Below are 23,267 nucleotides of genomic sequence, written 5' to 3'. Positions count from 1 at the left end.
GCACCACCCGTCTCAGAGGCCGACGGTGGCGGCGAAGGCCTTGGCGGTGCGCTCGGCGACCGCGGCGGGGTCGGAGTTCCAGATCTCCTGGTTGAAGATCTCCACCTCGATGTCGCCGGTGTAGCCGGTCTTCTCGACCATCGCGGTGATGCCGGCGAAGTCGATGTGGCCCTCGCCCATCATGCCGCGCGAGAGCAGGGCGTCGCCCGGGAAGGGGGTGATCCAGTCGCAGACCTGGTAGGTGGCGATGCGTCCGGCCGCCCGGGCGATCTGCTGTTCCAGAGCCGGGTCCCACCAGACGTGGAAGGTGTCCACGGCCACCCCGGCCACGGCGGCCGGCAGTTCCTCGACCACGTCCAGGGCCTGGCCCAGGGTGGAGACGACCCCGCGGTCGGCGGCGTAGATCGGGTTCATCGGTTCCACGGCGAGCACCACCCCGGCACCCGCCGCGTCGGCCGCCAGTTCCCCGACCGCGTCGGCGGCACGGGCGCGGGCCCCGGCCAGGTCGCGGTCGCCCTCAGGCAGGCCGCCCGCGACCAGCACCAACACGGCGGACGAGCCGGGGGCGCCGGCCTCGGCCAGGGCTGCCGTCTCCTCGATGGCGCGGCGGTTCTCGTCGAGGGCCCGGGCCCGCAGGGTGGGGTCGGAGGCGGTGAAGAAGCCGCCCCGGCACAGGCTGGAGACCCGTAGGCCGGAGTCCGCCACCAGAGCCACGGCCTGGCGAAGGCCCACCTCGGCCACCGGCTCGCGCCACAGGCCGATCGAGGCGATCCCGGCCTCGCGGGTCACCGTCAGGGCGGTGGCCAGGTCGGCGTACTTGATGGTGGCCTGGTTGAGCGACAGCCGGCTCACAGCACCACCCCGTGCAGCGCCAGGAAACGGTTCCAGCGGTCCGCGGCCAGGTCGGGGTCCTCCAGTGCGTTCGCGGCGTCGGCCAGTTCCACCAGGTGCGAGAGGTGGGGCAGGCTGCGGGCCCCGTGCAGGCCGCCGACCATGGTGAAGGCCGGCTGGTGGCCGTTGAGCCAGGCCAGGAAGGCGATCCCGGTCTTGTAGTGGAACGTGGGGGCGGCGAAGACGTGCCGGGCCAGTTCCTCGGTGGGGCCGAGGATGCGCCGGTAGTCCGGCACCGACCCGGCGTCCAGGGCCTGGATCGCGGCCGAGGCCTGCGGGCCGAGGGCGGCGAAGGCTCCGAGCAGGGCGTCGGAGTGGTGCGTGCCGTCGCCCTCGATCAGGCTCACGTAGTGGTAGTCGTCGCCGGTGAACATGGTGGCGCCGGCGCCCAGCCGGGCCCGCAGGTCGATCTCGTGCCCGGCGTCGAGCAGGCTCATCTTGATCCCGCGCACCTTGCCCGCGTTCTCGGCGATGATCCGCGCGACCACCTCGATCCGCCCGGCCACATCCAGCTCGGGCCCGAAGTAGCCGGCCAGCTGCGGGTCGAAGGCCTCACCGAGCCAGTGCAGCACCACCGGGGTACCGGCCCGCTCGAGCACCTCGCGGTAGACCCGCTCGTAGTCGGCGGCCGAGGTGGCGGCACGGGCCAGGTGGCGCGAGGCCATCAGGACCACGCCGGCGCCGTGGTCCTCGGCATGCTCCAGCTGTTTCAGGTAGGCACTGACCACCCCGTCCAGACCGACGTCCTCACTCAGGTGGTCGGTGTTCACCCCGACCACCAGGGCGCCGCCCACCTCACGGGCCTCGGCGGCGCTCCGGGCGATCAGCTCGCGCACGGCCACCGGGTCCAGTCCCATGTTGCGCTGGGCGGTGTCCATCGCGTCGGCCACACCCAGACCCCACGACCACAGGTGGCGGCGGAAGGCCAGGGTGGCTTCCCAGTCGATGTCGGCCGGGGCGCCGGGCACGTTCTCCCCGGTCACCTTGGGCACCACATGCGCGGCTGCGTAGGCGGTACGTGAGCGCAGCGGCCCCGTAGGTCGCTTGAAATTGTGGACGCCGGTGAGCTCGCGGGTGCCTACGGTCCCGTTTGCGTGGAGGGTAGTGACGGCGGGCATCAGGCCTCCTTCACCGCAGGCGTCTGCAGCGCCGGCAGTTCGATCCGGCGGCCGGTGCGGGAGCTCTCCAGCCCGGCCTCGGCCAGCCGTACCCCGCGGGCGCCGGCCAGCAGGTCGTAGGAGTAGGGGGCGTCTTCGGCGACGTGCCGCAGGAACTGCTCCCACTGGGTGCGGAAGCCGTTGTCGAAGGTGTCGTTGTCCGGCACCTCGGCCCAGTCGGTGAAGTAGTCGTGGGTCTCGGCCAGGTCGGGGTTCCAGACCGGCTTGGGCGTGGCGGTGCGGTGCTGGGCCCGGCAGCCGAACAGGCCGGCCACCGCGCTGCCGTGGGTGCCGTCGACCTGGAACTCGACCAGTTCCTTGCGGTTGACCCGGACCGCCCAGGAGGAGTTGATCTGCGCCAGCACGCCCCCGGCGAGCTCGAACACCGCGTAGGCGGCGTCGTCGGCGGTGGCCGGGTACTCCTGGCCACGCTCGTCCACCCGGGTCGGCACGTGCGTGACGGCCCGGGCGTAGACCGCCTCGACCGGCCCGAACAGGTTCTCCAGCACGTAGTTCCAGTGCGGGAACATGTCGGCCACGATGCCGCCGCCGTCCTCGGAGCGGTAGTTCCAGCTGGGCCGCTGGGCGGGCTGCCAGTCGCCCTCGAAGACCCAGTAGCCGAACTCGCCGCGGATCGACAGGATGCGCCCGAAGAAACCGGACTCCACCAGGCGGGCGAGCTTGCGCAGGCCGGGCAGGTAGAGCTTGTCGTGCACCACGCCGTTCTTGACGCCCGCGGCCCGGGCCAGGGCGGCCAGCTCCAGCGCCTCCTCCAGGGTGCCCGCGGTCGGCTTCTCGGTGTAGATCGCCTTGCCCGCCGCGATCGCCCGGCGGATCGCCGCCACCCGGGCCGAGGTGATCTGGAAGTCGCCGTAGACCTGCCAGCGGGGGTCCTGCAGGGCCGCGTCCAGGTCGGTGGTCCAGTCCGGGATGCCGTGCTGCTTGGCGATCTCGGCCAGCTTGGACTCGCTGCGCCCGACCAGGAGCGGTTCCACCTGCACACGGCTGCCGTCGGCGAGGAGCACCCCGCCGGCCTCGCGAATGGCCAGTACCGAGCGCAGCAGGTGCTGGCGGTAGCCCATGCGCCCGGTGACGCCGTTCATGATGATCCCGATGGGGTCGTGTGCCATGCCGACTCCTGTTCCAAGAATGCCGATGTCCCGCGCGCCGGAGGGACTCTCGGTGAGTACCCGGTCGGGGGCAGGCCGCGGCGGGCACCCGTGCCGGATGCCCGCGCCGCAGCCACGCGGTAAACGCTTTCCAGCAGCCTGGCAGCTCGCCCGGGCCGGGTCAACAGCCGCGGGGCGTTCGTCGCCGGGTTGCCGACGAGCGGTCCCGCCGCAGGTCTGTGACGGTTTCACCGATCTGCGGTGTCCGGTTCGTGACGAAGAGATGTTTCCCAGGCATTGCCCCGATGCAGGTGAGCTGCTTCACTGGGTGCCGCGCTGGATAGCGCTTTCCCCTGCAGCAGTGTGGCTTGGCAGGCAAGGAGGTCGGCCTTGAGTGTGGTCAGTGAGTTCCGGGCGCTGAAAAAGGCTCCCGGGGGCTCAGGACGCAAGGGACGGGTGCAATCCCGGGACGGCCGGGCCGCCGCCGTCTTCCTTGCTCCCTGGGTGCTGGGTCTGGTCGTGATCACGGCCGGCCCGATGTTGATGTCGTTGTACCTGTCCTTCACGGACTACAACCTGCTCAGCAACGCGAACTTCACCGGGCTGGAGAACATCCAGCGCATGCTGGACGACGAGCGCCTGGTCAAGTCCCTGACGGTGACGATGGTCTACGTGTTCGTCTCCACCCCGATCCAGCTGGCGGTGGCCCTGGGCCTGGCCGTGGTGCTGGACCGTGGGTTGCGGGGGCTGGCGTTCTACCGCTCGATCTTCTACCTCCCCTCGCTGCTCGGCTCGAGCGTGGCGGTGGCGATCCTGTGGAAGCGGGTGTTCGGCGTCGACGGGCTGTTCAACCAGTTCCTGTCGCTGTTCGGGATCGACGGCCCGGGCTGGATCTCCTCGCCCTCGACCGCCCTGTCCACGCTGATCCTGTTGCACGTATGGACTTTCGGTGCGCCGATGGTCATCTTCCTGGCCGGCCTGCGGCAGATCCCGCGGGAGTTCTACGAGGCCGCCTCGGTCGACGGGGCCTCGAAGAAGCAGCAGTTCCGCAGCATCACGCTGCCGATGCTCTCGCCGATCATCTTCTTCAACCTGGTGCTCGGGATCATCGGCGCCTTCCAGTCGTTCACCCAGGCGTTCATCGTCTCGGACGGCCGCGGCGGGCCCAGCGACTCCACCCTGTTCTTCACGTTGTACCTGTACCAGCAGGGTTTTCAGAACTTCAACATGGGTTACGCCTCGGCGCTGGCCTGGCTCCTGCTGGTGATCATCGCGGTGTTCACCGCCATCAACTTCTGGGCCTCGAAATACTGGGTTTTCTATGACAACTGATGCCTCGGTGGCCCCGCCGGTCGCCGCGCCACCGCCGAAGAGCCCCACCGTGCCACCGATCCCGCCGCGCAGCGCGCGCTCGCGGCTGGTATCCGTCGTCCGTCACGCCCTGCTGATCGTGGCCGCGTTCGTGATGCTGTACCCGTTGCTGTGGATGGTCGCCAGCTCGCTGCGGCCCGACAGCGACATCTTCAACAGCTACGGCCTGTTCGTGAACACCTTCGACACCACGCACTACCCGGACGGGTGGAACGCGCTGGCGCAGCCGTTCAGCAGCTACCTGCTGAACTCGGCGATCGTGGTGCTGGGGTCGATCGTCGGCAACCTGGTGTCCTGCTCGATGGCCGCCTACGCCTTCGCCCGGCTCGACTTCCCGTTCAAGCGCTCGGCCTTCGCGATCATGCTGCTGACCATCATGCTGCCGGTGCACGTGGTGATCGTGCCGCAGTACATCCTGTTCGCGAACATGGACCTGATCAACACGTTCGTGCCGATGATCCTGCCCAAGCTGCTGGCCACGGACGCGTTCTTCATCTTCCTGATGGTCCAGTTCATCCGCGGCATCCCGCGGGAGCTGGACGAGGCGGCCCGGATCGACGGGGCCGGCCACGCCCGGATCTTCCTGCGGATCATCCTGCCGCTGATGACCCCGGCCCTGGCCACCACCACTATCTTCACGTTCATCTGGACCTGGAACGACTTCTTCACCCAGCTGATCTTCCTGACCGACCCGGATCTCTACACCGTGCCGGTCGCGCTGCGCTCGTTCATCGACGGCCAGGAGAACAGCTCCTTCGGGGCCCTGTTCGCGATGAGCATCGTTTCCCTCGTTCCCATCTTCCTGGCGTTCCTGCTCGGTCAGCGCTACCTGATCCAGGGCATCGCCACCACCGGAGGCAAGTGATGAGCACCCCCTTCTCCCGCCGCGCCCTGCTCGGCGGCGGCCTGGCCACCCTGACCCTGGCGGCCTGCGGAGTCAGTGAGGACGCGGCCGACGTCGAACTGTCCGACAAGGAAGTCACCCTGCGCTTCTCCTGGTGGGGTTCGGACGCCCGGCACGAGCTCACCCAGCAGGTGATCGACGCGTTCCAGAAGCAGAACCCGAAGATCAAGGTGAAGGGCGAGTTCGCCGACTGGGTGGGCTACTGGGACCGGGTGGCCACCACGTTCGCGGCCAACGACGCCCCCGACGTGGTCCAGATGGACCAGCTCTACCTGCGCACCTACGCCGACCGGAACTCGCTGCTGGACCTGGGCACCACCAAGGAGTTCCTCGACACCGGCAAGTTCGACGACCGCACCCTGGCGGCCGGGCAGGTCGAGGGCAAGCTGTTCGGGCTGCCCACCGGCAACGGCTCGCTGTCGGTGGTGACCAACCGGAAGATCTTCGAGAAGTACGGCCTCGACCTGCCCGACGACAAGACCTGGACCTGGGACGACTTCGCCGAGATCAGCGCCGAGATCAGCAAGGCCTCCAAGGGCGAGGTGGTCGGCAGCGGCCTGCTCGGCTCCGAGATGTCCGGGCTCACCCACTACGCCCGCCAGCACGGTGGGGCGCTGTTCGACGAGTCCGGTCAGGTCGTTCTGAAGGCCGAGCACGTGGCCCCGTTCTGGGAGATGAACGTGGCGCTGGCGGGCAAGGGCGCGCCCTCGGCCGAGGCTTCCGCCGAGCTGCTGACCGCACCGCTCAACCAGACCTGGCTGGTGCTCGGCAAGCAGGCCTTCAACTTCAACTGGAACACCCAGATCACCTCGCTGCAGGCGGCCGCCCCGGACGCCGACTTCGTGCTCCTGCAGATCCCGCAGAGCGCGGACGGCAGTTCCAACGGGTTCTACTACAAGCCCTCGATGTACTGGTCGGTGGCGGCCCGCACCGAGCACCCGGCCGAGGCCGCGAAGTTCGTCGACTTCCTGGCCAACTCGCCGGAGGCGGCGAAGATCATGGGCACCGACCGGGGCATCCCGGCCAACGCCGAGACGCTGGCGGCGGTGAAGCCGGACCTGGACGCCGTCGGGCAGAAGGCCGTGGCGTTCAACGACCAGGTGGCCTCCCTGGTGGGCGAGCCGCCCGCGCTCACCCCGGCCGGCGCCAGCGACATCGACGCGCTGATCCAGCGGCACATGCAGGAGGTGCTGTTCGGTCGGGCGGAGGCGCTGGAGGAGGCGCAGAAGTTCGTCGACGAGCTGACCACCGGGGTCAAGAACGCCGCGTCCTGACCGCTCCGCCCGTACGTCACCGGCAACCGGTCACCAGCTCCAGGAGGTAGGAAATGCCCAGCGGTAAGAAGTACCGGGTCGCGATCGTCGGAGCCGGTGCCGTTGCCCAGTCGCACCACAAGTCGTTCGCCAGTCAGGACGATCGGGCCGAGGTCGTCGCGGTCACCGACCTGGACGCCGGCCGGGCGGCGGCCTTCGCCGCCGAGCGCGGCATCGCCCGGTCGTACGGCGACCTGACCACGATGCTGGAAGAGGTGCAGCCGGACCTGCTCTCGATCTGCACCCCGCCGGCCGCCCACCGCGAGGCCGTTCTGGCCGGCCTCGCGGCGGGCGCCTGGGTGTGGTGCGAGAAGCCACCGGTGCTCTCGCTGGCGGAGTACGACGAGCTGGCCGCCGCCGAGCCGGCCGGCGGGCCCTACGTGGGGTACGTCTTCCAGCACCGGTTCGGTTCTGCGGCAACAACTCTGCGCAAGCAGGTGGCCGAGGAGACGCTGGGACGCCCGCACGTCGCGGTCTGTCACACGCTCTGGTACCGGGACGCGGCCTACTACCAGGTGCCGTGGCGGGGCAGGTGGGAGACCGAGGGCGGCGGGCCGGCGATGGGGCTCGGTATCCACCAGATGGACCTGATGCTGTCCCTGCTCGGTGACTGGCACGAGGTCCGCGCCCTGATGGGCACGCTCGACCGCGACGTGGTCACCGAGGACGTCTCGGTGGCGGCCGTCTCGTTCGAGAACGGGGCGCTGGCCTCGGTGGTCAACAGCGCGCTGTCACCGCGCCAGGAGAGCTACCTGCGCTTCGACTTCACCGACGCCACGGTCGAGGTCTCGCACCTGTACGGCTACGACAACTCCAACTGGAAGTGGACGCCGCGCGACGGTGTGGACGCGGCCCGGGCGGCCTCCTGGGCGCCCGAGACGGACACCCGCAGCTCGCACCGGAACCAGGCGGTGATGTTCCTGGACGCGATGGACGCCGGGGAACGGCCCCCGGCCAGCGGTCAGGACGGGCGCCGCAGCCTGGAACTGGTCACCGGCCTGTACCAGGCCGCGATCACCGGCCAGCCGGTGCTGCGCTCGGAACTCGTCCCCGGCAACCCCTTCTACTCCCAGCTCGACGGGGGCGGCCGCTACAAGCCGGCCCGTCCCGGGATCACGCCGGAGGGTCAGCGATGAGCCGGCTCACGGTCGAGCACGACCAGGGCCACAGCATCGGCCTGGGCTTTGGGCAGGTGGAGATCCTGCGCTACGTCTACGGCGCCGACATCCCGCAGTTCGAGGCGCCCAAGCCGTACCTGCACCCGATCCGGACCCTGTCCGGGGCCCTGGTCTCGGCCCACCGGCCCTGGGACCACCGCTGGCACAAGGGTCTGCAGATGACCTGGTCGCACGTGTCCGGCCAGAACTTCTGGGGCGGCAACACCTACATCCACGGCCAGGGCTACACCCCGCTGGAGAACGTCGGCGGGATGCGGCACGACAGCTTCGCGGTGATCGAGCACGACGGCACCCAGCTGACCCTGGACGAGAAGCTCACCTGGGTCACCCAGGGTGGTGAGGAGTGGGTGGCGGAGCAGCGCAGGCTGCGGGTGCACAGCATCGACGCCGCCACCGGCTCCTACGCCATCGACGTCCAGAGCGCCCTCACCAACATCCGGGGCGCCGACCTGAACCTGGGCAGCCCGACCACGCACGGGCGCGAGAACGCCGGCTACACCGGCTGGTTCTGGCGGGGTCCGCGCAATCTCACCGGCGGACAGGTGCTGGCGGCCGACGGGGCGGGCCCGGAAGCGATGGGCACCGCCTCCGCCTGGCTGGCCTACACGGGCAAGAACGACGACATCGACGGGGAGGTGACGATTCTCGCGGTCGCCGGGACCTCGTCGCACGGCGCGCTGGAATGGTTCGTCCGCAACGACCCCTTCCCCGCCATCGCCCCGTCACCCGCTTTCCACAAGGAGATCGTCCTCCCGCCCGAAGAGACCCTGACGCTGTCGCACTGCTTCGTGGTGGCCGACGGCGCCTGGAGCCGTGAGACGGTCGAGAGCTACCTGGCCGGGCAGGCGTCGTGACCGGGCAACTGCCCGGGGGAGTGGGGCTCAGCGCCCTGCGGGTCTACCCCTGGGAGGCGTTCGACGGCCTGTGCGGCGGCTCGCCCCACCTCCACCTCTGCTGCACCGAGGCCTACGTGGTGGTCTCCGGTGCCGGGCGGCTGCAGACTCTCACCACCGAGGGGTTCAGCGAGCAACCGCTGCACCCCGGCGACGTGGTCTGGTTCACCCCCGGCACCATCCACCGTGCGATCAACGACGGCGACCTGCAGGTGCTCGTGCTCATGCAGAACTCCGGCCTGCCCGAGGCCGGCGACGCGGTACTCACCTTCCCACCCCAGCACCTGAGAGACCGGGCCACCTACGAAGCCGCCCGGGACCTGACCGGCCCCGACGGCACCCCCAGTGCGGAGCGCGCCCGCCGGCGGCGCGACCTGGCCGTCGAAGGGTTCCTCGCTCTGCGCCAGGCCGCCGACCAAGGCGACCTCCGCCCACTCGAGGCGTTCCACGCGTCCTCTGCTGGTCTGGTCGAACCACTGCTCGGGCAGTGGCGCACCATCCTGGCCGACGGCGCGGGCGCAACCGTCGACGACACCGCGGCCCAGCTCGCTGCCCTGGCCGGTGGAGATCACTCACATCTGCGCCGTGCCTCGGTGCAGCGGATGCCGCGACCGACTGAGGAGAAGTTCGGCATGTGCGGTGTTCTCAACGCCTACCCCGTCCCGGACGGCACCCCGGTGTCATCCGGCCGACCCTCTGAACAGCCATGACAACGGCACGGGCCGACCGGGCTACGGCAGAATCGCGAGTATGCGTGAGCTCGGCAGTCTTCCCGGCGACCCCTCCGGCGCAGTGGCCCTGGTGACGCTCGCCGACGTGGCCGCCCTCGCGGGGGTGTCGCTGGCCACGGCGTCGCGGGCCCTGAACGGCAGCAAGAACCGGCGGGTGGCCGAGGAGCTGCGCGAGCGCGTGGTGGAGGCGGCCAAGCGGCTGGACTACGCCCCCAACCCCAACGCCCAGGCGGTGGCCCGCGGGCGCACCGACTCGGTCGGCCTGGTCATGCACGACATCGCCGACCCGTACTTCTCCTCGATCGCCTCCGGGGTGATCGCCGGGGCCGAGGAGCAGGGGCTGGCGGTCACGATCGCGACCACTGGGCGCAGACCAGGTGCGGAACTGGAGTACGTCGCCCGGCTGCGGCGGCAGCGGGCGCGGGCGATCGTGCTGGTCGGTAGCCGGATGTCCGACCAGGTCGCCACCGCGCGGCTGGTCGAGGAGTTCGAGGCCTACGTGGAGGGCGGCGGCCGGGTCGCGGCGATCACCCAGCCGGTGCTGCCGGTGGACACGCTGGCGATCGAGAACCGGGCCGGGGCGATGGCGCTGGCCCAGGCCCTGGTCGACCTCGGGCACCAGGACTTCGCCGTGCTGGCCGGAGACCCGGCCGTGCTCACCTCGCAGGACCGGCTGGCGGGTTTCCGCGACGGCCTGCGCAAGGCCGGCCTCCGCCTGGCCCGCGAGAACGTGCTGCGCGCGGCGTTCACCCGTGACGGCGGCTACGAGGCGATGAAGCGCCTGATCGCCCGCGCCCCCGACGTGTCGTGCGTGTTCGCGGTGAACGACGTGATGGCGGTCGGCGCGATGGCCGCACTGCGCGAGGCCGGGCTGGTGGCCGGACGGGACGTGGCGATCGCCGGGTTCGACGACATCGAGACCCTGCGCGACGTGACCCCGGCGCTGAGCACGGTCGGCGTACCACTGCGGGAACTCGGTCTGCGGGCGATCGAACTGGCCCTGCGGGAGTCGGGGACCCCCACCGAGGTGATCCGGGTGGCCGGGCGGGTGCAGCTGCGCGAGAGCACGCCGCCGGCGAACGGCAACACTCTGGCGTCGGTCCTGCGAGCAAAGGAGGCTCAGGCCGTCGGCTGAAAACCGTTGGCCTCGGCGGGGCGCCTGGGCCGACGATGGCCGGCATGACGGAAATCGATCTGTGGGACGAGAAGATCGCCGCGGGCTACGACGACCACGCGCGCGACATGTTCACTCTCGAGGCGCTCGCTCCGACGCTCGATCTTCTCCAGCGTCTGGCCGACGGTGGGCCGGCCCTGGAATTCGCCAGTGGCACGGGGCGCGTGTGCGTGCCGCTGAGGCAGCGCGGGGTGCCGGTGCACGGCATCGAGCTCTCGCAGCCGATGACCGACCGCCTGCGGGCCAAGATCAGTGAGCACGAACTTCCGGTGACCATCGGGGACATGGCCACCACCGACGTCCACAAGCAGTTCGCTCTGGTGTACCTCGTGTACAACACGATCGGGAACGTGCGCACCCAGGAGGCCCAGGTGGCCTGCTTCGCCAACGCCGCCCGTCATCTGGCCCCTGGTGGCCGCTTCCTGATCGAGGTGGGCACGCCCCAACTGCGGCGGCTGCCGCCCGGCCAGCTGGCCGTTCCGTTCCAGATCAGCGACGAGCACACCGGTTTCGACACCTACGACGTGGTCTCGCAGGCCGGAGCGTCGCACCACTACCACCGCCAGGCCGACGGCAGCTACGAGTACGGCGTCCACCATTTCCGGTACGTGTGGCCGTCCGAGCTCGACCTGATGGCTCAGCTGGCCGGACTGGAACTGGAGCAGCGGGCGGGCGACTGGGACGGTTCGCCCTTCACCGCCGACAGCGAGAAGCACGTCTCGGTCTGGCGCAAGCCGCTGGGCTGAATGCTGCAGATCAGAAGCTTCCGCCGAACCCCCCGCTGTGACCTCCGCTGCTGTACCCACCGCCGTAGTCGCCGCCGCCCGCGTGATCACCGACGCCGCCCACGTCCGTGGGCCAGCTGCCGCCCGCGTGCTGGGCGCCGGCAGAAGGCCTGCGCCGGTGAGCCTTCTGCTGTTTCCGTCGATCCTTGCGGTCCTGGTCCAGTTGCCGGCCATTGGTCAGCTCGTCGAGTGGGAAGCCGAAGCACGAGCGGTACACCAGGGCGAACGTGGCTGGCCTGAGGTAGACCATGGGTTGACCTGATGCCGTCAGAGCCGGCCGTCGCCAGGTGGTCTGGCCGTTGCGCGGGCTGCGCCGGTGCGGCTCGTGGGCCGTGGTGGGAAGTTCGGCCGACAACGCGGTGAGCTCACGGGCGCAAAGGTCGAGCGAGGGCTGGTCCCAGAAGATCGCCTTCAGGTTCTGGTGCCGCAGCAGATACGCGTACTGACGAACGTCGTGCAGGCTGCCGCGGTGCCGGCGGTGCTCGACCGGGGTGCCGACGGCCAGTTCCTCACGCACGATCCGGAACCGCTCCTGCTCCTGAACCAGCCACCAGCGCGTGCGCCGGCACCAGTCGTTGACCACCTGCAGGGCAGCCGTGACCTCGGTCCGGGCCGCTTTCGTGTCCTGGATCGCCGCCTCGATCTCGGGCAGGGCCGGCCGGTAGGCCTCGTAGGCCGTGCTCAGGCGCTCGAACCGCTGCTGCATCGACTCCTGCCAGGCTCTGCGCCGGGAGGGCTGCCACCACGGGCGATGGACCGGCCGGCCGGCCGGGGCCCACTCGTCGCCGATCTCCTGCGCCAGCTCGGCCACCGTATCGGCGAAGGTGTTGCGGATCGCGTCCCAGCGCTCGAACTGGGCGGGATCGGCGAGCACGGGCACGGGCTCGGAGCGGACCTCGCGTGCCGCTGCCCCGGCCCGGGACCAGCTCCTGACCTCGGTGAACACGTAGACCTCGCCGAGAGCGGCCAGCCGGGGGCGGTAGACCGCGGGCCACTCCTCAAACAGGGGACGCAGCAGGCGGGCCTGGGCACCGGGCGCCTGCCAGAACACGCGGAACGTGGGTATGGGCTGCCGGACCGGGACATGGGCTGGAGCCAGGATCTCCTCCTGGGCAGTGGGCAACCAGGTCGCGTTCTGGAAGAGCCTGACGTTGGGGATCCTGACCTGGGTGGACGCCTGCGCGGGCGTCCAGGCCGACCACGACTGATCCCGTTCGGTCTCGATCACGGCCAGGACCTCCCTGCGCCTCGGGCCTTCCACGGTAGACGCCGGGGTGTGCCCGATCCAGAGGGCGACGCGGTACCGGTCCGGCAGCCTGTCCAGGCGAGACGGCCGGAGTCCGGGTGTTCCCGCCCGACCTCGTCAGCGGGGGCTGCCCCCACCGGCCGTGGTCGCCTGTCGAGCATTGCGCGCAAGGGGCAGGGACGGGCGGACCGTGCCGTTCACGCCGTCCAGGTGGTGGCTCCATCCGTCGGTCTCGGGCAGCGCAGCCCGCAGTTCGGCTCCGTAGACGGCAGCCAGACGCGGGTTCCCGGCCCGGAAGCGGACCACGGTGCCGGGGTGATGCGCCATGGTCTTGGCCAGGTCGGGCGCGAGAGTTTCCCTCAGCCGCCTGCCCTGGCCGCTGCCCACCCGCCGGGCCAGGTGCGAATCGAGGATGAGCTGCACGGCCCCGTCGTGGTGCCAGGTCCGGAGGCCGATGACCGCCGTGCGCTGTTCGTCGATCAGCAGGTTCCAGGAGCCGCTGAACGTGATGTAGGCCGAGACCAGGGCCATGACCGGGAAGTAGCCCACAACCAGGGCGAGGGTGATCCAGGCAGCCACCGGGAAAAGGATCGCGAGAACGGCAGCACCGGCGACGAGCAGCCACGTCCGGGGGTTCCGGGCCCACGCGAACAGCGTCCAGAGGCTGAGCGCGAGCCAGGTCCGGGGGAACGATGCGATCCGGACCGGGCCGCCGGTGGTCGCGCTGAGGAGGTCGTTCTGCAGCGTTCGGGCAGCATTCTCGAGTTCTGGTGCGGTGCTCACGCGCAACGATTGCACATGATCGTTCCCCGCCGCAGCGCAGATTCCTGGGTCTGGGGCAAGCCGCGGGGGGTGAATACTGTCGCAGGTGTTCAGGCGTACCGACTTCTGGCTGATTGAAGACGATCTACGCGCCTTCGCCGCTCGGGTCGCCTCGGTGTTGCCTGCGGCTTGGTGGATGTGCAGTCGGCCGGGTCCGTACGGGCTGCAGCAGGTTCACGCCCACCGTGAGCTGGGGGAGGCGCTGCACTGCGGGGGTGGTGAACAGGCCTTCTTGCCGTTGCCCGCCGGAGCGGAACCACCGGCCGGGGCCCTGGTCGGCTCCGGCGTGCAGGTCGAGCGGGGGTTGGGGGTTTCGGCCATGGTCACGCTCCGGCCGACCGTGCGTCGTGCGGCCGATCTGTTCGGGCCGGCGCATCTACAGGCCGGCCACGTGAGTGTCCGCTGGAACCCGGCGCAGGACCGGCTCGACGTTCTGCAGGAGCAGACCGATCAGGTGTGGGCGGCGCTCGACGAGCTCACTGTCCCGGCGCTCGGTGACGGAAGAATCGGCCGCACGACCCGGGAACGGGTTGCGGCTGAGCAACTTTTGCTGAGCCTGGGCGTCCAGGAACGCTTTTCGCTGCCTGAGGAGGCCGGCTCAGCTCTCGACGAGGGCCCGTAGCATCCGGCGGAACTGCCCGGTCTCGCTCGGGCTGATCCCGGCCAGGAAGGCGCTCTCGGCCTTCTCGTAGGCGATCTGCGCCGCGTCGAAGGTCTGGGTGCCCTCTTCGGTCAGCGTGACCACGTTCCGGCGCCGGTCGGCCGGGTCCGGCCTGCGCGTGACGATGCCCTTGCGTTCGAGCACGTCCAGCAGCGCCACCATCGTGGTGCGGTCGATGCTCAGCGTCTGCGCCACGGCCAGCTGGGACGTCGGCTCGCGGTGGGCCAGGACCCGCAGGGCGCCGAAATCCTTGCTGTCGATCCCCAGCGGCTCGAGCGCCGCGTCGGTCGACGCCGTGAGCTTCGCGGTGGCGTGCTTGAGCAGATACCCCAGCACCTCGTGCGGGTCGGAGCCGGCGCTCGCTTCGGTGGACATGGGCAGCATTCTATGCCTAGTCTGATCGTCAGTACTACTGACGATCAGCCATTCCAGTGAAAGGCACGACCTTGATCCTCGTCACCGGCGGGGCCGGCTTCATCGGCTCCCACACCGTCCGCGCCCTCACCGAAGCCGGCGAGGAGTGCGTCCTGCTCCAGCGCCGCACCCCGCAGGTCCCTGCGCACCTCGCCGACCTGCCCATCCACGTGGTCCAGGCCGACGTGGCCGACCTCGACGCCCTGCTCGCCGTCGGCAGGCAGTACCCCATCACCGGGATCGTCCACCTGGCCGTCGCGCTGCCCTGGCCGGTGACCGACGGCCATCCGATCGACGCCACCGGCCGGGCGCTGGAAGCGTTCCTCAACATCGTCCGCGCCGCCCAGGCCTGGGGCGTGCGCCGGATTGTGAGCGCGAGCACCATCGGCGTCTACGGCTTCGCCTCGGAAGGCGCTCTGAGCGAGGACATTCCGCTCAGTCTGGAGTACTCCCACGTCATCCCGACCTTCAAGAAGATCACCGAGCTGCTCGCCGGGCACCTCTCGGACGTGACCGACGTGGAGATCGTCAACGCCCGCATCTCCGGCACCTGGGGGCCGGGCGGCCACCTGCCCGACCCGTTCTTCGCCGCCCCCTCCCTGGCTCATGCCGCCGCCGGGCGCAGCGAACCCGACCTGTCCGGACTCGTCGCCCCGCCGAAGGCCGAAGACGCGCTCGACCTGCTCTACGTCAAGGACACCGGGCGGGCGCTCGCACTGCTGCAGCTCGCCGAGAAGCTGAACCACTCCACCTACAACGTCGCCTCCGGCCGCGCCACGAGCAACGTTGACGTCATCATCGCGATCAATTCGGTCGAGCCCGACTTCCAGTTCGAGCTTCCATCGGCGGGGGAGCAGCCGGTGCGGTGGCTCGACATCACCCGCCTGCGCGAAGACACCGGTTTCGAGCCCAGCTTCGACACCGCCGCAGCGGCCGCCGACTACATCGCCTGGCTGCGAGCGGGAAACGCGCGATAGCCTCGGACGTTCCGGCCGCCCTGACGGTAAGGCGTGAGCGGGTTGTCCCGGTTCGCCGGGTTCAAGAAGGTCAGGAAGTAGACCCCGATCATGCGCCGGCGTGCTGGGGTAGCGCTTTCGGGTGCTGCCCCAGCATGAGTGAGCCCCTGGCCGGCAATCTTCGAGGGCGTCGTTCGAACGCGTTCTCGAGAAGCGCTGCTATCTTCGCAACGATCTTGTCAAAGACGTGGCCGGGGGGCACAGACATGACCGAATCGCGAGTGTGGCTCATCACGGGGACCAGTAGTGGGCTCGGGCGCGCAATGGCCGAAGCCGCCGCCGAGGCAGGCGATCTGGTGATCGCCACCGCTCGCCGTCCGGAGACTCTGGACGATCTGGTGGCCCAGTTTCCGGATCGGGTGGTGGCGATGCGACTCGACGTCACCGACCGCCCGGCCATCGAGCCGTTGGTGACCGAGGTACTGGCCCGGCACGGCCGGATCGACGTCCTGGTCAACAATGCCGGCCATGGTTACCTCGCTGCCGTTGAGGAAACCGGAGACTCGGACATGCGAAGGCTTTTCGAGCTTCACGTGTTCGGTCCGGCCGCGTTGACCCGGGCTGTGCTGCCCGGAATGCGTGCGCGCCGCAAGGGGGCCATCGTGCAGATGTCCTCGGTGGCAGCCGATTTCCCGCTGCCGGCCTTCGGGGTCTACGGCGCGAGCAAGGCCGCGCTGGAGGGGATGTCGGAGACTTTGGCCGCTGAGGTCGGGCCTTTGGGCATCACCGTAATGATCGCTCAGCCGGGCGGATTCCGGACGAAGTTCTGTGGCGAGACCCTGCCCACCCACAAGTCGCTGCCCGACTACGCCGGAACGGTCGACGTCATGCAGCAGATGGCGAAAGAGGCTGACGGCAATCAGGCCGGCGACCCGGCAGCGGCAGCTCGGGCGATTCTGTCCGCTCTGTCGGGTGACCGGCCTCCGTTGCGCCTGCCCCTGGGGAGTGATGCGGTGGGCATGCTGCGCGGTGCTCTCAGTACTCGTCTGGCCGAGATCGAGGAGTGGGAAGCGGTGGCCCGGTCAACCGACTACGCCGACGTGGACGCATCCCTTGTCGCTGGGAAGGTCTTGTCCTGATTGGCTAAGGCATTTCGTGCAGTTCGGCGGTGCGGATCTGCTCGAGGGCCGCGCGCAGGTACTGCGGCAGCGTCAGAGGAGCAGAACGGGGCTGGGACAGCAGTTCGGCGATGAAGAGCGGCGCGTGCCGGGCCACGTCGGCGGGTGAGTAGCGGGGTTCCTCCTCGTCCTGCATGCCGAGCGCCCCGGTGATCACGATGACCAGGGCGTTGACGTCGACCTTGGGGTACCAGGCGAACACCCGGCGCACGCAGCTGCGGATCAGCTCCTGCAGGTCGTCGGCTGCGAGGCCGTCCGGGTGCAGGTGCTCGAGCAGGTCACGCACCACCACGCCCAGCACCAGCCGTACCTGTTCCGGCTCGCACGCTGCCAGTTCGGTGGTGGCTGCGTCGAACGCCTCCGCGTCGCCTGCCCGGGCCGCTTCGACCGCTTCGATGGAGGTGCGGGCGATGGTCCGGGCGGGGGCGGGTAGGTCAGCCAGTTCGTCGTGGGGCACGAGCAGCGAATCTACAGGGGGCCAATCCGGCGGGGTAGTGATGGCCTTGGAACTGCATCCAGTGCCCCCGAGCAGGCTCGGTCGGCTGTAAAGGGCAGAGGCGGGACTAGCCTCCCGGACTGTGGGATGGACTGGGTCGAGGGACGACGCAGCCGAGTACGAACGATGGGAGGCCAGCCGCCATGAGTAAGGGCGATGCCGACTTCGACCTGACGACGGCCCGGTTTGCTCCTGAGGATGCCAGTCAGTGGGCTTTGGAGGATCTGCCGGCGCCGGGCGAGGATCTGACCGGTTCGGAACTGCTGTCCGTCCCGGCCGACCTGGCCGCACGGTTGCGGCAGGTGGCGGCCAGGGACGGGCTGACGGTGGCTGAGGAGCTCGAGCGTTTGCTGGGGCGCGGGGCCTGAGCTCAGCAGCCTTGGCGGGAGGGGCGGGCGGCTAGGAGGCGGGAGGCCTCTTCCTGGCGGCCGTCCTGCACCAGGCAGTGGATCAGGGTGTCCTGGAAGACCTCGCGCTGGGCGGCGGAACCGGCGATGTTGTCCAGCTTGGGGTAGAGGTCCTCGAGTATCTGCGCGGCGTGCGACCAGTTCTCCTGCACCACCGCGGTCAGGGCCTCGCACGCGGCCACGACCAGCGTGTGCATGGCGGCCTCGGACGAGCCGAGGGCGTGCTCGCGCAGTTCGGCCAGACCGGCTGCGTCGTTGTTGGCCGTGAGCGCGATCGCTGCGTGCAGGGCGATGAACGGGGTCTGCGGGGTCTTCAGCAGGGCCGGGCCGATGGCCTCGATCACCGGGGCGGCCGAGGGCGGCTGGTCGCCGACCAGGCGCCAGCGCCACAGCAGTGAGGCCGAGTCGATCAGGGCGCGCACGCCGGTGACGGCCGGGGGCGCCAGGTGGGCCTTGTAGCGGCGGCGCACCGCGTCGAGATCGCCCAGGGCGAGTTCGTGCAGGGCGGCGTGCCAGGCGAAGTGTGCCCGGTAGCCGGCCGAACGCCCGGTCTCGGTGACCCAGTGATCCAGCCAGACCCGTCCTTCGTCGTGCTGTCCGGTCTCGTACATCACGTGGGTCTGGGCGTGCACGGCGTGCCCGGACGAGGGCTCGCAGGCCAGGGCGCTCTCGGCCAGCAGCGCGGCCTCTTCGAAGCGGGACTGCTCCTGGCGGGTGAAGGCCAGCAGCGAGATGTACCACCAGTGGTCGCCGTAGGCCGGGGCCAGGCCCTCGACCAGGGCCCACGCTTCCTGCTGCAGGTCGGTGACACCGGAGAAGGCGATGGTGGGCACGGCCGCTGACACGGCCAGCACGTCGCGGGGGTAGGCAGCGATGTGGGCGATCAGGGCCTGGGCGCCGGAGCGGCGCACGTCGCTGACCCGGCGGTCGATCACGTCGACGAAGCTGCGCTCGCGGTCGTCGCCGCGCACCTGGATGGCCCGCTTGGCCTCAGCCAGGGAGGCCTGCACGTCGGCCGTGGCTCCGGCTTCGTGACCGAGCATGGCCAGGGCGGCGTGGGCGAGGGCGAAGTCGGGATCGTGCTCGAGGGTCTCGCGCAGCAGGTCTTCAGCGCCTGCCTCCAGCCGCATGACCCGCTCGAGGCCGCGGTTGAAGATGGTGGCGGCCTCGGCGGTGGTGGACAGGGGCAGGCCGAGCAGGTCGCGGGGGCGGGCGACGGGGTGGTGGCCGCTGACGATGCGGCCGTCGGCCAGGCGGCGGGGGAGCGGGGCGAGGGTGTCCAGCAGGGTGGTGGCCAGGGCGAGCGCCTGGGTGCGGATCTCCGGAACGGCCGTGGTTTCCCACAACTCGCCCCGGCGCAGCGCCCCGAGCGTCCACAGTGGCGCTTCGGGGCTGCCGGCCGAGTCGATCAGACGGCCGTTGACGGTACGGAAGCCCATGCCGCCGGTGGCCACGGTGGCCGAGGCGACGCCGTGCACCGGGGTGAGCAGGTCGTTCAGCAGGGGGTTGCCCAGTTCGCGGATGTCGGTGCGCGGGCCCGTGCAGTTGACCACCCAGCCCACGTCTTGTGTGCTGCCGTCGGTCATGCTCACCCGCAGGCCGCCGCGTCCCAGTGGTTCGGCCCCGGCGACGCTGGCGCGGTGCAGGAACAGCTTGTCTGCCGCCCGCAGTTCGTTCAGGCGCTCAGCGCTGGACAGGGGCATACGGTGGCGCAGCACGTTCCAGTAGCCGGATTCTTCCCGGACGAACGCCAGGCGCTGCTCGTCGCTCATCCGGCCCCAGAGCGTCTGAACCTGAACCCGCAGGCCGTCCAGTGCCGGGCGCCAGTCGCCGGAGGCACGCACCACGTCGGCGAAGTGCCGGGTGACGTGCTTACGCAACTCCGCCACCGACGTCCCCCATTCACTGACATCGGGGATGTTGGGTAGCTTCGGAGACCGGGCGTGGGTGCGCGGCAGTCGCCCGGTGCGGGAGATGGCGTGCAGCACCCTGTCCTCGCGGCCTGTGTCCGGGCCGGAGAGCGACAGCGCTACGTCGACCATGGTCAGGCCGGCGCCCACCATCAGCACGGGGGCAGGGCCGCTGCGGTCGCGCCGGATCACGTCGAGTGCGCCGGGGGCCCACGGATTGGGGACGAAGAACGGCGAGTTCCGCAACGCGTCCGGCGCCCAGTCCCAGCCGGCGGCGGGCAGGCCGGTCGCGATGACCACGGCGTCGGCCCGGAACGTGCGCCCGGCGGAGGTGGTCACTTCGGCGCCGGCGCCCCAACGGCGCAGGGTCACGGCCTGCTGCTGAACATGACGCACCGAGACGAGGTCGGCGGCGGCCTGCAGCGACTCGGTGAGCAGTTCACGGACGTAGCGGGAGAATTCGCGGCGGCCGGTGAAGTCGTAGGGGTGGGTGGATTTGTCCGGGTCGTCCTCGGCGCGCCAGGCCACGAAGTGCCCGGGCTCTTCGGGCAGGGCGCTCATGCCGCTGGCTGGCACGTTGAGCAGGTGCCGGTCTTCGGGGGTGCCGAACGCGACGCCCCGGCCGAGCAGGTCGGAGGGCTCCAGCACGACGATGTCCAGACCGGTGGAGCGGCGGGCGGCCAGCCGGGCCAGGTGCAGGGTGACGAGCGTGCCCGCCACGCCGCCCCCGGCGATCAGGATGGTCGGCCTGGTGACCCGTTCAGCCGGCATGTCGGTGCTCCTCGTCGCTCACTGCTCCACCCACCGGTGACCCGGAAAGCTGAGTTTTCAGACTAACAAACTAGAGAATGCTGGTCCCGGCCCTGGGAACGGCTTCCTGCAGTGAACGGTAGAGGGTGAGCGAGCCGGGCCGCCAACCCGCCGCCCGGGCTTGTCGCCCCAGGCCAAGGGCCGCTTGGGGGCAGGCCAAGAAGGCTTTGGGGGACGCCGTTGCGCAGGATCGTCGCTCAGGCTCGCGTGGTCCCGGTCGGCGGAAGGATGTGTCTTGTCCGAGCTGTAAGGGGTGTCGGCCGGACGACCCTTACAGCAACGGGAACACCATGCCCCCGACGCGGGTGAGTGCGTCGTCGCCGAAGCCGAGGGGCACTTGCGGTGCCGCTCGATGCCTTGCGGGCCCACCCTCGTCCTCAATCGGCTCTGAGCAGGGGCAGGCAGCGCAACGGGCCCAGTGGCGGTAGCCGACCGGGCCCGTTGCCTTGCGGTGCCGCGAAGCGGCGCCTGAGGAACCGTGAGCCTCTCAGACAATGGACGATCGGCACCAGGTCTCGTGCTCGGCAGCAGTTGAACATCGCGTTGGGTGAACAGGTTTGAGGCGACGCCTCGCCAGTTGAACAGCCCTGGCCCGGGCACAGTTGAAACAGTTGCGCCGGCCGGAGCCCCGCACGTACGTTTCCCGCCGAAACAGCGTCCCGGCAGTTGCGATTGCGTCCTGCCTTCGTTCGTGGGGCATCTACTCGGAAGGTAACTGGCCGGGATGAGTAACGAAGACAAGCTTCGCGATTATCTGAAGATCGTCACCGCCAACCTGCAGCAGACCCGGCGGCGCGTGCGCGAGCTGGAGGACGCGGAGCGCGAGCCCATCGCGATCGTCGGTATGGGCTGCCGTTTTCCCGGCGAGGTGGACACCCCGGCCCGCCTCTGGGACGTGCTCGAGGCCGGCACCGACGCGATCGGGCCGTTCCCGCGCACGCGCGGATGGGACCTCGACGCGCTCGCCGCACCCGGTGGCTCCGACGTCTCCGACGGCGGATTCGTCCACGACGCAGGCCGCTTCGACCCGGCCTTCTTCGGTATCAGCCCGCGCGAGGCGCTGGCCATGGACCCGCAGCAGCGGCTGATGCTCGAGGTGTCCTGGCAGGCCCTGGAAGACGCCGGGATCGACCCGGCCACGCTGCGCGGTTCCGCGACCGGCGTGTTCGCGGGCGCCAGCTTCTCCGGCTACGGCAGCAGCCAGATCGACGGCGGCAGCGACCTCGAAGCGCACCTGCTCACCGGCACGGCCAACAGCATCATCTCCGGGCGGATCTCGTTCACCCTCGGCCTCGAAGGCCCCGCTGTCTCGGTCGACACAGCCTGCTCCTCCTCCCTCGTGGCCCTGCACCTGGCCGTCCGCGCGCTGCGCGCGGGGGAGTGCGACCTGGCCCTGGCCGGCGCCGTCACCGTGCTCGCCAGCCCCAACTGGTTCGTCTGGGGCAGCCGCCAGCTCGGCCTGGCCCCCGACGGGCGCTGCAAGCCTTTCGCCGCCTCGGCCGACGGCATGGGCCTGGCCGAGGGCGCAGGAATGGTTGTCTTGGAGCGGCTTTCCGACGCGCTGCGCAACGGTCACGACGTCCTGGCCGTGGTCCGCGGCAGCGCGGTGAACCAGGACGGCGCCTCGAACGGGCTCACCGCGCCGAACGGGCCCTCGCAGCGCCGGGTGATCCAGGCCGCCCTCGCCTCGGCCGGCCTGAGCGCCTCGGACGTCGACGCGGTCGAAGCACACGGCACCGGCACCGAACTCGGCGACCCGATCGAGGCACAGGCCCTGCTGGCCACCTACGGCGAAAACCGCGAGGACGGCCGCCCGCTGTGGACCGGCTCGGTGAAGTCGAACATCGGCCACACCCAGGCCGCAGCCGGAGTCGCCGGGCTGATCAAGATGGTGCTCGCCCTGCAGCACGAGAAGCTGCCGCGCACCCTGCACGCCGACGAGCCGACCACCCACATCGACTGGAACGGCGGCCTGCGGCTGCTGCAGGAACCGGTCGCCTGGGAGCGTTCTGCGCAGCGGCCGCGGCGGGCCGGTGTCTCCTCGTTCGGCCTGAGTGGCACGAACGCTCACGTGATTCTCGAAGAGGCCCCGGTCTCGGAGGAACCAACGGAGAACGAGCCGAGCACCCCGGTCCTGATCGGCGGCCCGGTCGCGTGGCTGGTCTCGGGACGCTCGGCCACCGCGCTCGCGGGCCAGGCCTCAGCCCTTCAGGCTTCCGGATCGTTGGACGCACTGGGTGATGTGGCCTGGTCGCTGGCCACCAGCCGCAGCACCTTCGAGCACCGCAGCGTCGTTCTCGGCCGTGACCTTTCGACCCTGCAGCAAGGGCTGAGCGCACTCGCCGCCGGTGAACCCTCGCCGTTGGTCGAGTCCGGGGTGGTCCCGCCCGGCGGCACCGCCCGGGTGGGTTTCGTCTTCGCCGGGCAGGGTGCCCAGCGGGCCGGTATGGGGCGTGAGCTGTACGCCGCCTCACCGGTGTTCGCCGCCACGTTCGACCGGGCCTGCGCCCTGCTCGAGGCCGAACTTGGCCTGCCGGTGCGGGACGTGGTGCTCAGCGAGAGCGAAGACCCGCGCGCCGACCAGACCGTGTTCGCCCAGGCCGGGCTGTTCGCGGTCGAGACCGGGCTGGTGGCCGTGCTGGCCGCCGCCGGGATCGTGCCGGACGCGGTGGCCGGGCACTCGGTGGGTGAGATCGCGGCGGCGCACGCGGCCGGGGTGCTCAGCCTGGAAGACGCGTGCAAGCTGGTCGCCGCCCGCGGCCGCCTGATGCAGGCCCTGCCCGCCGGTGGCGCGATGGGCGCGCTGCAGGCGGGCGAGGACGAGGTGCGGGCCTGGCTGGCGGGCGGCGAAGGCGGCGGGG

21 protein-coding genes are annotated in these 23,267 nt (G+C 70.4%); 13 read left to right on the top strand and 8 right to left on the bottom strand.

Annotated elements, in window-relative coordinates; translation table 11 throughout:
- Positions 1-12 precede the first annotated feature (12 nt).
- The 3 genes from LWF15_RS33210 to LWF15_RS33200 are packed head-to-tail and all read right to left on the bottom strand — an operon-like array spanning position 13 to position 3,178.
- Positions 13-852 (bottom strand): sugar phosphate isomerase/epimerase family protein, encoded by an 840-nt coding sequence (locus LWF15_RS33210; RefSeq protein ID WP_232814958.1) that lies wholly within the window; start codon positions 850-852, stop codon positions 13-15.
- The gene (locus LWF15_RS33205) at positions 849-2,009 is read right to left on the bottom strand and encodes a dihydrodipicolinate synthase family protein (RefSeq protein ID WP_232814957.1); all 1,161 of its coding nucleotides are present in this window, start codon (positions 2,007-2,009) and stop codon (positions 849-851) included. Before LWF15_RS33205 ends, LWF15_RS33210 begins: the two co-directional genes overlap by 4 nt.
- Positions 2,009-3,178 (bottom strand): Gfo/Idh/MocA family protein, encoded by a 1,170-nt coding sequence (locus LWF15_RS33200; protein WP_232814956.1) that lies wholly within the window; start codon positions 3,176-3,178, stop codon positions 2,009-2,011. The genes LWF15_RS33205 and LWF15_RS33200 overlap by 1 nt, the downstream gene beginning before the upstream one ends.
- Before the next feature lie 396 nt (positions 3,179-3,574).
- On the opposite strand from LWF15_RS33200, the gene LWF15_RS33195 reads away from it, so the two are divergent.
- From LWF15_RS33195 to LWF15_RS33160, 8 genes are read left to right on the top strand one after another with little or no spacing between them, the layout of a single operon-like run.
- On the top strand, positions 3,575-4,489 hold the full coding sequence (locus LWF15_RS33195; protein ID WP_352396585.1) for a carbohydrate ABC transporter permease: 915 nt from the start codon (positions 3,575-3,577) through the stop codon (positions 4,487-4,489).
- A complete protein-coding gene (locus LWF15_RS33190; RefSeq protein WP_232814955.1) occupies positions 4,479-5,393 on the top strand; it encodes a carbohydrate ABC transporter permease in 915 nt (304 codons plus the stop codon). Before LWF15_RS33195 ends, LWF15_RS33190 begins: the two co-directional genes overlap by 11 nt.
- Positions 5,393-6,706: an ABC transporter substrate-binding protein gene (locus LWF15_RS33185; protein WP_232814954.1), complete on the top strand. Its 1,314-nt coding sequence runs from the start codon at positions 5,393-5,395 to the stop codon at positions 6,704-6,706. Before LWF15_RS33190 ends, LWF15_RS33185 begins: the two co-directional genes overlap by 1 nt.
- A 53-nt stretch (positions 6,707-6,759) precedes the next feature.
- The gene (locus LWF15_RS33180; RefSeq protein WP_232814953.1) at positions 6,760-7,881 is read left to right on the top strand and encodes a Gfo/Idh/MocA family protein; all 1,122 of its coding nucleotides are present in this window, start codon (positions 6,760-6,762) and stop codon (positions 7,879-7,881) included.
- Complete coding sequence (locus LWF15_RS33175) at positions 7,878-8,777, top strand: DUF6807 domain-containing protein (protein ID WP_232814952.1); 900 nt, start codon at positions 7,878-7,880, stop codon at positions 8,775-8,777. Before LWF15_RS33180 ends, LWF15_RS33175 begins: the two co-directional genes overlap by 4 nt.
- Positions 8,774-9,526 (top strand): cupin domain-containing protein, encoded by a 753-nt coding sequence (locus LWF15_RS33170; RefSeq protein ID WP_232814951.1) that lies wholly within the window; start codon positions 8,774-8,776, stop codon positions 9,524-9,526. Before LWF15_RS33175 ends, LWF15_RS33170 begins: the two co-directional genes overlap by 4 nt.
- Positions 9,527-9,566: 40 nt before the next feature.
- Entirely contained in the window at positions 9,567-10,682 is a 1,116-nt protein-coding gene (locus tag LWF15_RS33165) for a LacI family DNA-binding transcriptional regulator (RefSeq protein WP_232814950.1), read from the top strand.
- Positions 10,683-10,726: 44 nt separating this feature from the next.
- On the top strand, positions 10,727-11,467 hold the full coding sequence (locus tag LWF15_RS33160; protein WP_232814949.1) for a class I SAM-dependent DNA methyltransferase: 741 nt from the start codon (positions 10,727-10,729) through the stop codon (positions 11,465-11,467).
- 10 nt (positions 11,468-11,477) lie between these two features.
- Here LWF15_RS33160 and LWF15_RS33155 read toward each other — a convergent pair whose 3' ends face one another.
- Positions 11,478-12,734, bottom strand: coding sequence for a hypothetical protein (locus LWF15_RS33155; RefSeq protein WP_232814948.1), 1,257 nt, complete (start codon positions 12,732-12,734; stop codon positions 11,478-11,480).
- A gap of 135 nt (positions 12,735-12,869) precedes the next feature.
- Positions 12,870-13,535 carry a hypothetical protein gene (locus tag LWF15_RS33150; RefSeq protein ID WP_232814947.1) on the bottom strand — a complete coding sequence of 222 codons (666 nt, stop codon included), beginning with the start codon at positions 13,533-13,535 and terminating at the stop codon, positions 12,870-12,872.
- An 85-nt stretch (positions 13,536-13,620) separates the two neighbouring features.
- Between LWF15_RS33150 and LWF15_RS33145 the strand changes: the two genes are divergently transcribed.
- Complete coding sequence (locus tag LWF15_RS33145) at positions 13,621-14,196, top strand: hypothetical protein (protein WP_232814946.1); 576 nt, start codon at positions 13,621-13,623, stop codon at positions 14,194-14,196.
- On the opposite strand, the gene LWF15_RS33140 is transcribed toward LWF15_RS33145, so the two are convergent.
- Positions 14,173-14,610, bottom strand: coding sequence for a MarR family winged helix-turn-helix transcriptional regulator (locus LWF15_RS33140; protein ID WP_232814945.1), 438 nt, complete (start codon positions 14,608-14,610; stop codon positions 14,173-14,175). The two genes, LWF15_RS33145 and LWF15_RS33140, sit on opposite strands and share 24 nt — an antisense overlap.
- Before the next feature lie 71 nt (positions 14,611-14,681).
- Between LWF15_RS33140 and LWF15_RS33135 the strand changes: the two genes are divergently transcribed.
- Both LWF15_RS33135 and LWF15_RS33130 read left to right on the top strand, forming a co-directional pair.
- Positions 14,682-15,626: an NAD-dependent epimerase/dehydratase family protein gene (locus LWF15_RS33135; RefSeq protein WP_232814944.1), complete on the top strand. Its 945-nt coding sequence runs from the start codon at positions 14,682-14,684 to the stop codon at positions 15,624-15,626.
- A 134-nt stretch (positions 15,627-15,760) separates the two neighbouring features.
- Positions 15,761-16,744 (top strand): oxidoreductase, encoded by a 984-nt coding sequence (locus tag LWF15_RS33130; RefSeq protein WP_232814943.1) that lies wholly within the window; start codon positions 15,761-15,763, stop codon positions 16,742-16,744.
- 4 nt (positions 16,745-16,748) lie between these two features.
- Here the strand turns inward: LWF15_RS33130 and LWF15_RS33125 are convergent, their stop codons facing one another.
- Positions 16,749-17,240: a hypothetical protein gene (locus tag LWF15_RS33125; protein ID WP_232814942.1), complete on the bottom strand. Its 492-nt coding sequence runs from the start codon at positions 17,238-17,240 to the stop codon at positions 16,749-16,751.
- 182 nt (positions 17,241-17,422) lie between these two features.
- Between LWF15_RS33125 and LWF15_RS33120 the strand changes: the two genes are divergently transcribed.
- Entirely contained in the window at positions 17,423-17,647 is a 225-nt protein-coding gene (locus LWF15_RS33120; RefSeq protein WP_232814941.1) for a hypothetical protein, read from the top strand.
- Positions 17,648-17,649: 2 nt separating this feature from the next.
- Here the strand turns inward: LWF15_RS33120 and LWF15_RS33115 are convergent, their stop codons facing one another.
- A complete protein-coding gene (locus LWF15_RS33115; protein WP_232814940.1) occupies positions 17,650-20,367 on the bottom strand; it encodes an FAD/NAD(P)-binding protein in 2,718 nt (905 codons plus the stop codon).
- Between the two features lie 763 nt (positions 20,368-21,130).
- Here LWF15_RS33115 and LWF15_RS33110 point away from each other — a divergent pair.
- Positions 21,131-23,267, top strand: a 2,137-nt coding sequence (locus tag LWF15_RS33110) for a type I polyketide synthase (protein WP_232814939.1), incomplete at its 3' end; no start/stop codon positions are given.

It is taken from the genome of Kineosporia rhizophila, from assembly GCF_021277265.1.
In the GTDB taxonomy this organism is placed as follows: domain Bacteria; phylum Actinomycetota; class Actinomycetes; order Actinomycetales; family Kineosporiaceae; genus Kineosporia; species Kineosporia rhizophila.
This window is presented reverse-complemented; position numbering and strand designations above follow the sequence as displayed.